At 40.0% G+C, this 15,246-nt stretch carries 13 protein-coding genes; 6 read left to right on the top strand and 7 right to left on the bottom strand.

Annotation, left to right across the window (positions count from 1 at the left end; genetic code table 11):
* Positions 1–532: 532 nt before the first annotated feature.
* The gene (locus tag GO621_RS12615; protein ID WP_157567542.1) at positions 533–2,521 is read left to right on the top strand and encodes an alpha-L-arabinofuranosidase C-terminal domain-containing protein; all 1,989 of its coding nucleotides are present in this window, start codon (positions 533–535) and stop codon (positions 2,519–2,521) included.
* 73 nt (positions 2,522–2,594) lie between these two features.
* Here the strand turns inward: GO621_RS12615 and GO621_RS12610 are convergent, their stop codons facing one another.
* Complete coding sequence (locus GO621_RS12610) at positions 2,595–2,819, bottom strand: CDGSH iron-sulfur domain-containing protein (protein ID WP_157567541.1); 225 nt, start codon at positions 2,817–2,819, stop codon at positions 2,595–2,597.
* A gap of 394 nt (positions 2,820–3,213) precedes the next feature.
* On the opposite strand from GO621_RS12610, the gene GO621_RS12605 reads away from it, so the two are divergent.
* The gene (locus GO621_RS12605; protein ID WP_157567539.1) at positions 3,214–4,857 is read left to right on the top strand and encodes an ATP-binding protein; all 1,644 of its coding nucleotides are present in this window, start codon (positions 3,214–3,216) and stop codon (positions 4,855–4,857) included.
* Positions 4,858–5,175: 318 nt separating this feature from the next.
* Here GO621_RS12605 and GO621_RS12600 read toward each other — a convergent pair whose 3' ends face one another.
* On the bottom strand, positions 5,176–5,613 hold the full coding sequence (locus tag GO621_RS12600; protein WP_157567537.1) for a VOC family protein: 438 nt from the start codon (positions 5,611–5,613) through the stop codon (positions 5,176–5,178).
* A 410-nt stretch (positions 5,614–6,023) separates the two neighbouring features.
* Between GO621_RS12600 and GO621_RS12595 the strand changes: the two genes are divergently transcribed.
* Together GO621_RS12595 and GO621_RS12590 are read left to right on the top strand one after the other, a co-directional pair.
* Positions 6,024–8,042: an ATP-binding protein gene (locus GO621_RS12595; RefSeq protein WP_157567535.1), complete on the top strand. Its 2,019-nt coding sequence runs from the start codon at positions 6,024–6,026 to the stop codon at positions 8,040–8,042.
* A gap of 281 nt (positions 8,043–8,323) precedes the next feature.
* On the top strand, positions 8,324–8,725 hold the full coding sequence (locus GO621_RS12590) for a GlcG/HbpS family heme-binding protein (RefSeq protein WP_157567533.1): 402 nt from the start codon (positions 8,324–8,326) through the stop codon (positions 8,723–8,725).
* A gap of 435 nt (positions 8,726–9,160) precedes the next feature.
* Here the strand turns inward: GO621_RS12590 and GO621_RS12585 are convergent, their stop codons facing one another.
* Together GO621_RS12585 and GO621_RS12580 are read right to left on the bottom strand one after the other, a co-directional pair.
* Entirely contained in the window at positions 9,161–9,529 is a 369-nt protein-coding gene (locus GO621_RS12585) for a single-stranded DNA-binding protein (protein WP_157567531.1), read from the bottom strand.
* A 92-nt stretch (positions 9,530–9,621) separates the two neighbouring features.
* Positions 9,622–10,023 carry a response regulator gene (locus GO621_RS12580; protein ID WP_157567529.1) on the bottom strand — a complete coding sequence of 134 codons (402 nt, stop codon included), beginning with the start codon at positions 10,021–10,023 and terminating at the stop codon, positions 9,622–9,624.
* Between the two features lie 372 nt (positions 10,024–10,395).
* Between GO621_RS12580 and GO621_RS12575 the strand changes: the two genes are divergently transcribed.
* A complete protein-coding gene (locus GO621_RS12575; RefSeq protein WP_157567527.1) occupies positions 10,396–10,560 on the top strand; it encodes a hypothetical protein in 165 nt (54 codons plus the stop codon).
* A 161-nt stretch (positions 10,561–10,721) separates the two neighbouring features.
* Here the strand turns inward: GO621_RS12575 and GO621_RS12570 are convergent, their stop codons facing one another.
* Complete coding sequence (locus GO621_RS12570) at positions 10,722–11,375, bottom strand: response regulator (protein WP_157567526.1); 654 nt, start codon at positions 11,373–11,375, stop codon at positions 10,722–10,724.
* A 270-nt stretch (positions 11,376–11,645) separates the two neighbouring features.
* Here GO621_RS12570 and GO621_RS12565 point away from each other — a divergent pair, with 270 nt between their 5' ends.
* The gene (locus GO621_RS12565) at positions 11,646–12,539 is read left to right on the top strand and encodes an alpha/beta hydrolase (protein ID WP_157567525.1); all 894 of its coding nucleotides are present in this window, start codon (positions 11,646–11,648) and stop codon (positions 12,537–12,539) included.
* A 73-nt stretch (positions 12,540–12,612) separates the two neighbouring features.
* On the opposite strand, the gene GO621_RS12560 is transcribed toward GO621_RS12565, so the two are convergent.
* Positions 12,613–14,133 carry a TolB family protein gene (locus tag GO621_RS12560; RefSeq protein ID WP_157567524.1) on the bottom strand — a complete coding sequence of 507 codons (1,521 nt, stop codon included), beginning with the start codon at positions 14,131–14,133 and terminating at the stop codon, positions 12,613–12,615.
* Positions 14,134–14,356: 223 nt separating this feature from the next.
* Positions 14,357–15,241, bottom strand: a complete 885-nt coding sequence (locus GO621_RS12555; RefSeq protein WP_157567523.1) for a sugar phosphate isomerase/epimerase family protein — start codon at positions 15,239–15,241, stop codon at positions 14,357–14,359.
* Positions 15,242–15,246: the final 5 nt, after the last annotated feature.

Here is a 15,246-nt window from a genome sequence, read left to right as displayed (position 1 = left end):
AATACGTTCTTTTTGCTTGACCAAAAAGAACCAAAAAGTCAAGACAAACCCGATCCCTCCGGGCGTTTTGTCAGGCCTTTCCGCGCCAGGGTGACGACCGGCTGCTTCGATATGACTAAGTTATTGAATTGCAATTACACCTGACGGGCGACAACCTGGCGCTTCGGTATTGATCAAGTTGTTGAACTGCAAGGTATACACCCGGGCGGGAGGGGCTGAATGCCGCCCGGAGGCGATCCGGCATTCTTGAATTTTTGGTTCTTTTTGTTCAAGCAAAAAGAACATAAAGCCAGCAACCGCAGGTTTGCTAAATGAAGCAATGCTTCTTTTATAGCTTAATAATTTGTATCCAATCGGGCTTTCACCCGCTTAATATATATTTTTTAAGCAAACCCCCGGCTTCCTTGCAATACATTCTTTTTGCTTGACCAAAAAGAACCAAAAAGTCATTATAATTTGTTTTACCTTGACAGAAACCTTATAATTGTCAATACGACAATTTAGCCAATTCTAACTGAAATTACTTTCCCGCATGAAGAAACTAACGCTCCCCTCCCTTGTATTCGGCTGCCTTTTTATGTTTAAAGGTTTAGAAGCACAAAACCCTAAATTAACGGTAAACCTGAATAAAGCTACTGCAAACGTAAGCCCGAAACTATATGGGCTGATGACCGAAGAGATCAATTACTCCTACGATGGCGGCCTGTATGCAGAACTGGTAAGAAACCGTGTTTTTAAGGATAACCCGAGAGAGCCGGAACATTGGACAGTGGTAGAAAAAACAGGTGGTAAAGGAAGCATTAAGCTGGATAACAGCACGCCGCTTAATCCTGCCCTTACCACTTCTTTAAGGCTTGAGGTAGAGAACGATAGCGGCAGCACCGGTATTGCCAACGAGGGCTACTGGGGCATCCCCGTAAAACCGCAAACTACTTATAAAGCTTCTTTTTACGCAAGGGCCGCCACGGAAAATGCTGCGCCTTTAACGGTAAGCATCGAAAGCACTACCGGCCCGGCTACTTATGCTGCTGCGCCGGTTACGTTAAGCGGCCACGGTTGGAAAAAGTATGAGGTAACCTTGCAAACCAAGGCCGGTATCCAGCCCACTGCTGCTGCCCGCCTGGTTATTTCCACTTCTAAAAAAGGCACTTACTGGTTTAACCTGGTCTCCTTGTTCCCGCCTACATACCATAACCGTGCAAACGGCAACCGGACAGATATAATGGATTTGCTTGCCGGCATGAAACCTGCTTTTCTGCGTTTCCCCGGCGGCAATTACCTGGAAGGCGATCTGTTTGCTACCCGTTTCCCCTGGAAGAACACTTTAGGCGGACTGGAAAACCGGCCCGGCCACCAGGGCCCCTGGGGTTACCGCTCTTCCGACGGCTTAGGCTTATTAGAGTTTTTGGAGTGGTGCGAAGACCTGAAAATGGAGCCTTTGCTGGCTGTTTATGCTGGTTATACCTTAAAAGGCGACCACATGGAGGCAGGGCCGTTTTTAAAACCTTTTGTGGATGAAGCTTTGGAAGAAATTGAATATGTAACAGGCGATGTAAATACCAAATGGGGAGCAGAACGTGCCAAAGACGGCCATCCTGCCCCTTTTAAACTGACTTATATTGAGATTGGCAATGAAGATGGCTTTGACCGCTCGGGCAGTTACGAAGCCCGTTATACCCAGTTCTGCGATGCCATCCGGGCTAAGTACCCGCAATTGCAACTGATCTCTACAGTAGGTGGTAAAGACGGCCTGGGTTCCCGGTTTAAAGTTACTACCCGCCGTCCGGATGTGTTCGACGAGCATTATTACCGCACGGCATGGGAAATGGAAGAAGATGCCAGCCATTACGATAACTACGACCGCAAAGACCCGAAAATATTTGTAGGCGAATGGGCCACGCGCGAAGGCTTTCCAACTACCAATATGAACGCTGCTTTAGGTGATGCCGCCTGGATGACGGGCATGGAACGCAACTCAGACCATGTGATCATGTCGTGCTATGCGCCGCTGTTTGTAAACGTTAACCCCGGCGGGATGCAATGGAAATCGGACCTGATCGGTTATAATGCCTTAAACAGTTATGGTTCTCCCTCCTATTATGCGCAAAAGATGTTCAGCACTTATTTAGGTGATAAAATAGTTACTGTAACCGGTGAGAATATACCCACGCAAACCCGCAGCCCGAACAAAAAGGACAGCACAGCCGGAAGGATGCCTAAACCTATCCCTTCTTTGTTTTATGTTGCTACCAGAAATACCCAAACAGGTGTGCTTTACCTGAAAGTGGTGAATGCTTCGGACAAGGCGCAAACTGTTGCCATAGACCTGGCAGGCGCCGGGAAAGTAGCCGGAGAAGGAACGCTGACGGTATTAAAAAGCAGTAAACCGGAGGATACCAACACGATAGAGGAGCCGAAAAAGATTATACCCGTTAATCGGAAGATCAAAGGCCTGAGCAAAATGTTCAGCAGGGTTTTTGAGCCTTATTCCATTAGTGTCCTGCAATTGCAGATCAAATAAAGGCGATTGCAGGGGCGATTGAAGCATTGCCCCTGCAACCACCTTTTTGGACCGGGCGGTTCATCGATTATTACTACACCTTCCGCGGCGGTAAATCAAACGCTATTGCATTGTGTTCAAAATGCCCTTTGTGCGAGCCATCGCAAAAGGGTTTATTAGCGGATAAACCGCAGCGGCAAACCGAAACAATGGTGCGCCCCTGCAAACCGTAATTGTTGCCCTGCATATCCACGATCTCGAAATCGCCTTCTATTTTTACTGAACCATTGTTGTTGATGGTTAATTTTGTTGCTGCCATAGTTATTTTTTTCGGGGGCAAAGGTAAGTATTGCTGCGAAGCCAGAAAAGGCATAGCCGGGCTTTGCTGCAATACAAACTGATTCTAAATAGAAACAATATTTATTTTTTTGCACCAATAATATTTATTATTAAAAAGGAGTTTGTTTATTTTACCTTTAATTTTCCATGCTTCTTTTATACAGGTAAATTTTTATTGTTACTGGTTTTCAGGTTGTGCAAGTACATCGGCCTGTTGTTTTTTAGGTGATAAAAGAAGCATCAACCCATTTGGACTAATGTAATATGCTGCACCGATTTCCTGTAAACCACTTCATTTTTAAATATTATAGTACATTTAATTACTTCTTATATTTTCAGATACATCCTTTTTCTTAGCCTTTAATAAAACCTGTATGTTAGATGAAGTAGTAACCACAGCACTTTTGAGCGAATTGGGTTACCTGATTGTTTGCATTGATAAAAATAGCCGGGTTGTAAAAACTTACGGCGATACCACTAAATACTTCCTTCAAAAGAATTTTAATGATAACCTGGCCAAACTTTTACCTAAACCGTTGGATATTGCTTTTAATACGCTACGCACTACTGTTTTACAAACCCAGAAAAGGGCAGCCTCGAACGGTATTAAAATTAAACAAGGCGAAGGTGTTTTAATGATAAACCTATCTGTAAGCCCGCTATCAATTAATAACCAGGAGCAGCAATTGCTGATGGTTACCTTTGCTGAAGATAAAGCCGCAGCACCACAAGGGCAGGAAGATTTTGTGTTTGATGAAAAAATATACAGGGACCAGCACACACTGCACCTGGAAGCGGAACTGAAGGAGCTGAAACATAAGCTTCATTTAGCAGCGGAAAAAACCGCCGCTTCTCACGAGAACCTGCAATTTTCTAACGAGGAAATGCAAGCGGTAAATGATAAACTGCATACCATCAATCTGGATTATCAGTTAAAAAACAAAGAGCTGCTGGAACTGAACGATGATTTGAATAATTATTTCAGGAGCAACATTAACGGCCAGTTATTTATTAACAAGGATATGCTGCTGATGAAGTTTTCGCCAAGTGCCGTAAAACTGATTAATCTGATTGAAAGTGATATTGGCAGCCCGATCGGTAACATTACCACCAATATTAAGTTTGAAACGCTGACAGAAGATATTAAAAAGGTACTGCAGGAAGACTGTACGGTTACCAAAGAAATAGAAGCTATTGACGGTAAATGGTACCAGGTAATAACTATGCCTTATTTGCAGCAGCCCGACAATGCCATTAAGGGCGCTATCCTGACTTTTAACGACATTACAGAACTTAAAAGGACACAGGTAGAGCTGGATAAAAAGAACAAGGGCCTGCAGCGCGTAAATGCCGACCTGAATAATTTTGTGCATACCGTTTCCCACGATTTGTTAGGGCCTTTAAGCAATATAGAAGGTTGTGTGGCGGTAATCCATAAAATGGAAGTTCAGGATGAGCAGCTTAATAAATTTTTAGCGATCATTAATTCTTCGGTCAAGAAATTTCGCCTGCTCATTAAAGACATTGCTACCATCGCCAAAATAGAAAGCGAAATGCTGGCCATGGAAATGGTTGACCTGGAAGAAATGATGGGCACTATAGAATGGAGCCTGGACAATAAGATTAAATCATCAGGCGCAGTAATCCATAAAAACTTTGAGGTTAAGCAGATCCTTTTTTCGAAAAAGAACTTAAGGAGCATTGTGTATAACCTGGTTTCCAATGCTATTAAGTTTAAAAGCGAAGGACCGCCGGTAATCTATATCCGTACGGCTACCATTAGCGGCGAAATAGTGCTAACGGTACAGGATAACGGCATAGGGATCCCTTCCGACGGCATCGACCGGATTTTTGATATGTACGGCAGGTTGCACCGCGACGTGGAAGGTTACGGTATTGGCCTGTACCTTGCAAAAAAGATCATCCATGCGGCAAGCGGCAACATCACCGTAGAAAGTGAGCCCGGCAAAGGCAGTATGTTTAGTATCTACTTTAAAGCCGGCCCGAAGCAGGGTTAAAGATTGTTCTGCTTAGCTTTGCAAATGCAGCCATTTCTTTTTAATGTTCCAATTGTTATTACAAATTGTATTTGGGGGAGACGAAAGGCAGGCCCCTTATTGCTGCTGAATTTAACCTTTGTATTAATTTACCTGCTAAAAGAAGCATTGTCCTTTTTTGCGCCCGGTTTAAAACAACATTACCTTTAGAGGCAACCTGAAATAGAATGCTTCTTTTAGCAGCATAAAACGAATAGCAATAATGTTATGAACGATTATTCTGGTTTATAGCGTTATCCTTTTAACTTACAAAACCAATTTTTTGCGTTAGCTTCATTGTTATTGCTTGTTGGGGTTAAAGGTAATCTTCCAATAAATTCCGAATTTATCGGCAAGCATTCCATAATGTGTACTCCAAAATGTTTGGGTTATCGGCATTATTATTTTTCCTCCTACCGCCAGGCCATTAAATATGCGATAGGCTTCTTCCTCATTATCCGTACTGATGTAAAGATAAAAGTTGTTCAAAAATACCGTTTTTGACTGTTCGTGTGTTTCTAAACTATCGCAACCCATTAAAAGGGTTTCTGCATTAAGTTGTAAGGTGGCATGCATTATTTTTTCATCTTGTGCCATCGGAAACCATTGTTTGTCGCCCTGGGGTACATCTTTATAGCGCCCCATAAATAAAATATTGCCGCCAAAAATTACTTTATAAAAATTGAATGCCTCTTCACAATTATCTTTAAAAACCAGGTAAGGGTTTAAGGTCATCATAATTTTTGATCTTTATGTTTTATGACTGTCCGTAACTTGTACTATTAAATAATGTTTAAATTTAGTAGAAAAAGGGGACAAGATTCACTAATTGACCTATAAGGTTTTGAAAACCTTATAAGTCTGTTAGTGAATGGTTAACATTTTTTAGGTGATAAAAGAAGCATCAGCCTAAAAAATCAAAATTTAATGACCAGGATTTTTAGCTGATAAAAGAAGCATCGGCCCAAAAAAAGAAGGCCAGAAAAAAGTTTAAACAACTTCAGTATAAACATATTCATTTGTGAAATTGGCCTAAAGAATGGTTTTAATAATTAGCAGGTGTTCTATTACCAAAACTGATACTCCCGGGTTTACCAATTTTACGATTAAAGCTTATCTTTAGCATTCCAAAAACAACCCTATTCAATATGCCTCCACCTGTTAGCCAGCAGCAACTCTCCTACCATCCATATTTAGAAGGGGGTGGCGAAATGGGGCAATTAACCCGTGGGTTTGATTGGTCTTCAACCGTAATTGGTACTCCGGAAAACTGGTCGCAAAGCCTGCTTACTACCGTTAGCATTATCCTTAATTCTAAGTTCCCGATGTTTTTATGGTGGGGCCCAGAATTGATCCAGTTTTATAACGATGCTTACCGGCCCAGTTTTGGAAACGACGGAAAACATCCAACAGCTTTAGGCCAAAAGGGAGCAGCATGCTGGCCGGAAATATGGCCTGTTATCAAACCTTTAATAGACCAGGTGATGGCTGGCGGAGAAGCTGTTTGGCATGAAGACCAATTGATACCGATTTACCGAAACAACAAACTCGAAGATGTTTACTGGACTTTTAATTACAGCCGCGTAAATAACGAAACCGGAAAACCAGGCGGCGTACTGGTAATTTGCACAGAAACCACCAAACAGATAAAAGCCTATAACGATTTAAGCAGGGCTAAACAGGCTTTGGAAATGGCGCAGGCAGAATCTGAAAGCCAGCGGGACAGGTTAAAAAGGTTTTTTATGCAGGCCCCTGCCGGGATCTGTATCCTTAACGGGCCCGATCTGGTTTTCGAGTTGGTTAATCCTTCTTATCAGGAACTTTTACCAGGCCGCAATCTGTTAGGCAAGCCTATTTTAGAAGGCCTGCCAGAAATTAAAGAAAATGTGTGGGGTATATTGCAGGATGTTTATCATAACGACAAAAGTTTTGAAGGGAACGGGGTACATGTACCGTTGGCAAGATATATAGGCGGGCCAATAGAAGACCGTTACTTTAATTTTATTTACCAGCCCAGGCACAATGCAGAAGGTTTGGTAGATGGCATATTGGTTTTTGTTTTCGAGGTAACAGAAATGATAAACGCTAAAAACAAACTCGAAAAAGAACAGCATAAGTTACAGATGGCCATGATAGCGGCTGATTTAGGTACGTTTGACCGAGACCTGGAAAAAGGCACATTGGAATGGGATGAGCGTTGCCGGGCCCTTTTCGGGATAAGCCACCAGGAGGCCGTTACTTTTGAAGATGATTTTTTAAATGCCATCCACCCTGAAGATACCGGGCGGGTAAAAGATTTTATCAATAAAGTATTTATTAAAACGGTTAGCAACGGCGATTACGATATTCAATTTCGGACGATCGGAAAAGAAGATCAAAAGCTCCGTTGGATACGCTCCATGGGCAAAGCCACTTTTGATGGACAGGATAAGCCCGTCCGTTTTACCGGAACGGTCCTGGACATTACCGAGCAGAAACTGAACGAGATCCGCAAGAACGATTTTATTGCGATGGTTAGCCACGAACTTAAAACACCGCTTACTACAGTAAAAGCCTATGTGCAGATGTTAATGGCCAAATCGAAAAAAAATGAAGACGATTTTACTTTAGCTGCGCTGAACAAGGTAAACAAGCAGGTAAAAAAGATGACCGGGATGATTAACGGTTTTCTTGACATCTCCCGCTTAGAAACCGGAAAAATACATCTCAATAAAACTTACTTCCTGCTCCATGACCTGCTGAAGGAAACGGTTGAAGAATTGGCTTCCGCTACCCAAAGCCATACTATTTCTTTCATGGCTTGCGAAACCATCAACTTATATGCCGATGCTGAAAAGATCAGGCAGGTGATCAATAATTTAATCAGCAATGCTATCAAATATTCGCCCAAAGGAAAGCTTATCGAAATTGCCTGCCAGCAAATTGATGGTATGGCACAGGTAAGTATAAAAGATGAAGGTATGGGTATTAAACAGCAGGATAAGGAAAAACTGTTCGAACGTTTTTACCGTGTAGAAAACGCGCATACAAGCACCATATCCGGTTTTGGTATTGGTTTGTACCTTTCTGCCGAAATTATCCAGCACCATGCAGGAAAGATATGGGTGGAAAGCGAAATTGGTAAAGGCTCTACCTTTTACTTCAGCCTTCCAATTTATCCAAGATAAACCTACTGACTAAATTTTACCGGCATAAAAGAAGCATTCTGCATCAGTGTTGAAGCGACTGTATCTGGTAAAAAGTCATAAATGCATTGCAAATAAAGTATTGGAAATAAACAGGGGCAGAATTGCTTTTAGTGTTTTTAAAAGGATTAATAGGAACAGGAAATAAATTGTTTGTTTATACATTTTTACATGCATGTTTATAAAAAAGCAAGTTTTTCTTATTAAAAACAAAGGTGTAAAGCAGGTGTTGGATTTGGATAAAAACCAATAACAAAACCAACATGAACATTACCTTGGCCCAGGCAGAAGCAGCGATAGTTGCCGCCAAACAGAAAGCAGCAGAATTAAAAACTAAAATGAACATTTGCGTAGTAGATGCAGGCAGCAACCTGGTAGCATTTGTACGAATGGATGGCGCCTGGATCGGTTCTGTAGATATTGCGCAGAAGAAAGCAAAAACAGCGGCCTGGTTTATGATGAATACTTCGGCTTTAAGCCCTTTGGTACAACCCGGCAAACCCCTGTTCAACATAGAACATTCTAATAGCGGACTAATTACTTTTCCGGGAGGTGTAGTAATTAACAATGCGGCAGGCCAGATAATTGGTGCCATTGGCGTATCTGGAGATACGGTAGAAAACGACCATGAAGTTGCAACTGCCGGAGCTGTTGCCGTAAAATAATTACAAGCCTTAATTTAGGCTATGCTTCTTTTATCACCTGATAATTGGGCGCTAATTTTTATGCGATAAAAGAAGTATAGCAATTATAGGAATGTAACAACTTTACATTTATAGAACATGGTATGTTATATAAATGATACAATTTTAATTGTCGGGATTTTCTAAAGGTAGTTTTAAATCAAATTCAGCAATAAAAACTGTTGAAGTTAACAAACAAAGCATTCCGAAAGCAAAAAAGAAAACGTAAACTTTAAGGTTGATATTATAAGTAAAAGCAGGAAACTTGTAATATCAGTTTACTTATTTACGGTTAAAATTTCAGATGAAAATAAAAGTTTGCTTATAAAACGACAATTAGAAGATTACCGGCCCATCATTAACAAAATGTTGGACATTGCAAAAACCAATCTTTCACATCAACCTTTTGCTTCAATTTTAAATATTCTGCAAAACAGTTTCAGGTTCAGGAACAGCACTTAAAACCTGAAACTTGGTTACAATAATTTCCAGTTTATATTTTTTTATCTGCTGTTCATCATAAAAGCTCCGGGTTTGTATTTTACCTTCTACATGAAGCAAATATCCTTTTTGTAATTGCCGGCTATTTGTAGCGGCAACATCTTTAGGTATTTTAATATTATGCCACTCTACCAATTCAAAATCTTCACCATTCTTTTTGATGATCTCTTTTGTTACCAAAGGAAAACATAAAACTTCGGGCTGATCTGTAAAATTATGCAATTTTGGTTCTTTACCTATATTGCCTACAAGGAATACCTTGTTTATACCTGAATTTGTAAACATAACGTACCAGAAAGTAAGGGTTTGTATTCGATAAATTATATTGCTTATAACTAATTCAATATTAAAAGTAATTATTAATCTTAGGTTAAGTATTAGTACCCGTTTAGTTGGGTATTAATACGCATTTTGGGAATACTGCTAATCAATTCATTTACTTTATCCATCAGAACAGATAAATTAAATGGTTTAGCAATAAATGCATTACAGCCGTAGTGGCCCAGCGATTGAAAAACTTTGGGATAAGCAGAAATAATAATAACCGGAAGCTTGCAAGTAACCGGATAATTTTTAACCCTGCGGCAATGTTCGCCACCATTTACGCCATCTAAAATATAATCAATGATCAAAAGATCTGGCTTGTGTTGTTTAACAAGCGGTAATATATCGTCTGTCCCTTCAAAAGTTTTCACCTCAAAACCTTCATACCTTAATACTTCTTCCATCACCTCTAAAATTCGTGGATCATTGTCCAGCACTAATACTTTTTTCAGCATTACTTTTTAAATTAGGGTTAAAACTGATTTCAAATATTTTTTAATTTGATATACTTAGTTCTATTGTTAAACCTGTTTTATTAAGAAACACTTAAAAGGCTTAGAAAATTTTGAGGTAAGGGTTTCTTTTCTACAGACTTTATTGGATCGATACAGATAGGTTGTGATGAATAATATTGTTGTGGTTTCGGAATTAAGAAGCCTGATAAACTTTTTTTAGGCCCGCTTTCATTTTCTTAACAGTTAATGATACAAAACTGCTAAAAGTATTTTTAACCGCCAGACGTATAAATACTTTAGCATTAATGAATTAATACCTGTTTTAACTTAAAAATAAAACCCAATAGAAGATTAAAGCTGAGGCAGCAAAAAATGTTTAAACTTGGATACCCGGACCAGCATCATTGTAAAAACATAAACCAAACCTATGTAAAAAAAGAGCAGGCACACGCCCATCTTTTCAGGAGTTTAATCTTTTTAGCTGAAGCTTTTTTTAAAGAAATAGGAATGGATGGCAAATATATTTTTATGCCATAAAAGAAGCATCAAACAAAAGTACAAGCAGAAAAACGGTAACAATTTTAACATTAAATAATCTGTTTCAAACTTGCAAGTCTGGCACAATTATTAAAAAAAGAATTTGCCGGATTGGAAAAATAATTAGATAGAAACATCAAAATAAACAGAACTTAAACTGATTAACTAATTAAGCCCCCTAAAATAGCATAACGAATAAGTGCAGCTGTGTTTCTGCTGCCGGTTTTATCAATTAAATTCTGTCGATGCCCTTCAACCGTACGTTTACTTGTATATAATTTATCGGCAATTTCCAAATTTGTATAACCTTCTGCAATTAAACTTAATACTTCTATTTCACGTTTAGAAATATCTACATCTGCAAGTTCATCCGGAATTACAACATCTTGTTTCTTAATTAGTTTATCAAGCATCCGTAAAGAAAGTTCATGACAAACATATCTTTCGTTATTTCTGCAAACATGTAACAAAGCATAAATTAGTTCTGTTGCGGTAACATTTTTTAAAATATAACCAATCGCACCGGCTTTAAACGCTTCTACAACATATTTTTCATGATCGAGCATAGAAAGGACGAGCAGCTTTACTTTAGGAAATTTGTTTTTAACCTGGGCAGCCAATTCTATTCCAGTCATCTGGGGCATATTAATATCGGTTAAAATAATATCCGGGTCTAAGCCATTCTCTAATAAGTCTAATGCTTGCCTGCCATTAGTAGCTTCGGCAACCACTTGTAACTCATTTTCTTTTTCTAAAAGAGATTTAATGCCGTTACGGACCACATTGTGGTCCTCCGTTAATAAAACACTGATCATGCTGTTATACAATTGGATTTTTAAAAATCAATAAAAAAGCAAACCGAGTAGAATATATAATTACGTTTCTTTTTTAAATAGCAAATTAACAGGTTTTTATCTTAATTTTTTGCCATTAAAAGAAGTATATCTTACCAAATAAGGCATTATAATTTAATTCTGATTTTAAAGAAAATAAAGCCTATTTTACCTTGAAAAATTTAATCCGCTCAGGTTTGTTAAAAACTATTTTATTGCTTGTACATTTATCTTAAACCTAATAAACGCAATATGCTCAGATTATTATTTCCCCTCAAACTTGCTGCACCTGGTTTACTGCTGTTTCTTTTAACAATAAAGGCACCTGCACAAACCCAGCCGCAAGTAATCCCGCTTTGGCCAAAAGGTGCGCCGGGTTTTGAAAGCAGGCGCAACATTCCGGAAGAAGCTAAAGATTACTGGGTAAAAAATATAAATAACCCTTCTGTTACTGCTTTTCTGCCTCCAAAAGAAAAAGCTACCGGTGCAGCCGTAATTATTTGCCCCGGCGGCGGACACAGTTTATTAGTATATACTGCAGAAGGCGTAGAACCAGCCCGGTTTTTAAACAGTTTAGGTATTGCTGCTTTTGTATTGAAGTACCGGTTAGGCCGCGAAGAAAACTCGCCGTACAGTGTGGATATTCATCCAAAACAGGATGCTTACCGTGCAATGCGGCTGGTAAGAAGCCGGGCAAAAGAATTTGGTTTGGATACTAACCGGATTGGCATGCTTGGCTTTTCTGCCGGTGGCGAAGTAGCAGACATGATTGCTTTTGCACCCGGAAAAGGAAACCCGAAAGCGCTTGACCCGATTGACCGCTTAAACGGCCGTCCTGATTTTTTAATGCTGGTTTATCCGGGGCCTAAATATATTCCGGAAACTATTCCATCCGATGCACCTCCTGTTTTTTTAACGGCTGCCAATGATGATGCCTGCTGTTCCATCAGTATTATCCAATTGCTTGAACGTTACCGTGCTGCTAAAGTACCTGTAGAAATGCACTTGTTTGCGCATGGTGACCATGGCTTTAATATGGGCAACCGTTCTAAATTAAAATCGATCAATACATGGCCGCAACGCATGGCCGACTGGCTTTCTGATACACACATTTTACAGCCTGTTACCACAACAAGTAAACCATAATTTTTATTGAAACAACAAAGGCGGCCAAATCTGGCCGCCTTTGTTGTTGATACTATTTTTACCAGCAAAAAATTTACTTGCTCATATCGCTGTTGCTAATGAAAGCAATATGCTTGCTATCAGGCGACCAGGAAGGTGTGTTGATAGAACCTTGCCCGCCATAAATATAAGCCAGCACTTTTGGCGTTCCTTGCCCGCTAATGGGCAACATCCGGATATAAACATGTTTGTAAGGCGGATGAATGCCAGGTTCTACTTCTGTTTTTAGAAAAGATAAAAACACCATGGATTTTCCGTCCGGAGAAATATGTGCAAACCAGTTATCATAATCGTCTTTGGTTACCTGCTCCTGTTCGCTGCCGTCGGGTTTCATCCGCCAAATCTGCATCAAGCCAGAACGAACAGAATTAAAGTAGATATATTTGCCATCGGGCGTGTATTCTGGCCCGTCATCTAAACCTTTTTCAGTAGTTAACCTAACTTCTTTTCCGCCGGTTGCAGGTACTTTATATACGTCAAATTCGCCGTCCCTTTCTCCGCAGAAAACCAAGCTTTTGCCATCCGGCGACCAGCCATGCAGGTAAGAAGGCCCTTTGGGTGTAATTTGTTTTGGTGTTCCGCCAGTAACCGGAACCGTGTAAACAATAGACCCGCCCAAAGTATTTACCGAACTGCTTAGGCCGAGCATTTTTCCATCAAAAGAAAGAACATGGTCGTTATTGTTGTTTTTAACGTCGCCCGTGTTTAACAATTTAGGCTGACGGTTAGCCAGGTCAAAGTTGTACAGTAAGCCTTTGCTATCGTTAAAAATAAGGCTTTTACCGTCTTTAGTCCAGTTAGGTGCCTGGATAGAATAAGGAACAGTATAAATGATCTCCCGGTTTCCGGTTGCTATTTCCATTAGTTCGAGGTTACTGCCCAAAGTCATTTGTGTCCGTTGATCGGCATTTCCTGCAAACGGAACGGTAATACGAACATCACGGAAAATACCCGTTTCGGCAACATCAGCATTGTGTGAACCAACAAATAACCCAACATAAACGTCATCGCCTAAATCTAAATCGGATACTTCTTCAGTAACAAAAGGTTCGCCGTATTTTGCTACGCGCATGGTGTAAGTATTGCCTTTTCTTTCTAACTGGATAATGTTGGCATGGTTAATTTTAGATTTTATTTCTTCGGTTGTTGCACCTGCTGTCCTTCTGAATTGCAAAGAAGTTAAACCGTCGCCATGTTCTACCGCGTTAATTTGTGCCGAATTTCCGTCTAAACTTTTACGTACCATCCAGCCAACTTTCCGGTGTTCTTCTACCCCGTTCCAGCCCGCAAATTCTGCTTTGGTGTAGAGTATAAAATCGCCTTTCATTTTCTTCCATACATAATGGAATTCATCATGATCGAACCAAATATTATAACCGGCACCAGAAATAACATACTGCTGCGTTTGCGGGATAAAAGTACCCGAACCAGGTTTTACATTTTTGCCAACATCGGCCTGCCCGTCAAATATTCCAATTTTTTGTGCTGATGCAGCATAAGACAACAGCGATACCAGCACCGGTAAAGCTGTTTTAAATAGATGCTTTGTTTTCATACTGTTTTTTATCGGTAAAAAAGCCTGCCATTTTATTATGTTTAACAACAGGGGCCAAAGGATTTAATTTTGAAGTTGTGTAGGGTTTTCTCTTTTGATGCTTCTTTTATGGCATAAAAATGTTTATTATAAGCCTCGGCCCCTCTCCAAAGGAGAGGGAAGCCACTGGCAGACTTGTCTAAACAATAGAAAGGCGGCAAAAAGGCTTACCTTCTAATACTTTTTACACCAGGTTTTTTTTGATGTAGTTAATACTTTGGGCGATGCTGTTAAACGGATCGCCGGGGGTTTTATCCTGTTCTACAAAAAAATATTGTAAACCGGCTTTATCGGCATATTTAAATATTTTTTTAAAATCGATAGAACCATTTCCAACTTCTGTAAAATTATGTTCCGGCGTTTTGTCCATATCTTTTACATGCCATAGTGGAAAACGGCCCGGATGCTGGTTGATGATAGCAATTGGGTCCTGCCCTGCTTTGCTTACCCAGTAAATATCCATTTCCATTTTTACCAGGTTTTTGTCTGTATCATCCAGCAATATTTCATAAGGGTATTTGCCGCCCTGTTTATCAAACTCAAAAGCATGGTTATGGTAACAAAGCTGGATACCGGCTTTTTTACACCTTTCGCCTGCTTTGTTAAACTGTTCTGCTATTTGTTTGTAATGGTCTAACCCTCCGCGTTCTGATTCTGCCAAAAAAGCACAAACCATGTATTTGATACCAACAGCGGCAGCATCATCCACGGCTTTGTCCCAGTCTGTCATTAACGTTCCTTTTACGGTTTCGCCATTTGCTTTTTCCTCGCCTAAGCGATAATGGCTGCTTAACATTACCAATCCATTTTGTTTTAGCAAGCGCGAAAATGCTGGCGCTTCCATCCCATAAAACTTTTGCGTGCCGGTATAAGTTGCACCCTCTACAGAATTGTATCCAATTTTAGCTACACGTGCCAATGTACCGGCAGGATCGCTTTGCATAGCATCCCGCACCGTATATAATTGCAGGCCAATGTATTTATGGTTGTAATTTAGTAAACTTGGTGCTACTAACAAACTGGCAGAATAAACAGCAGAAGATTTGATAAACGAACGTCTGGTAGTCATGATTT

This window comes from Mucilaginibacter arboris, from assembly GCF_009754915.1.
GTDB classification, from domain to species: domain Bacteria; phylum Bacteroidota; class Bacteroidia; order Sphingobacteriales; family Sphingobacteriaceae; genus Mucilaginibacter_A; species Mucilaginibacter_A arboris.
This window is presented reverse-complemented; position numbering and strand designations above follow the sequence as displayed.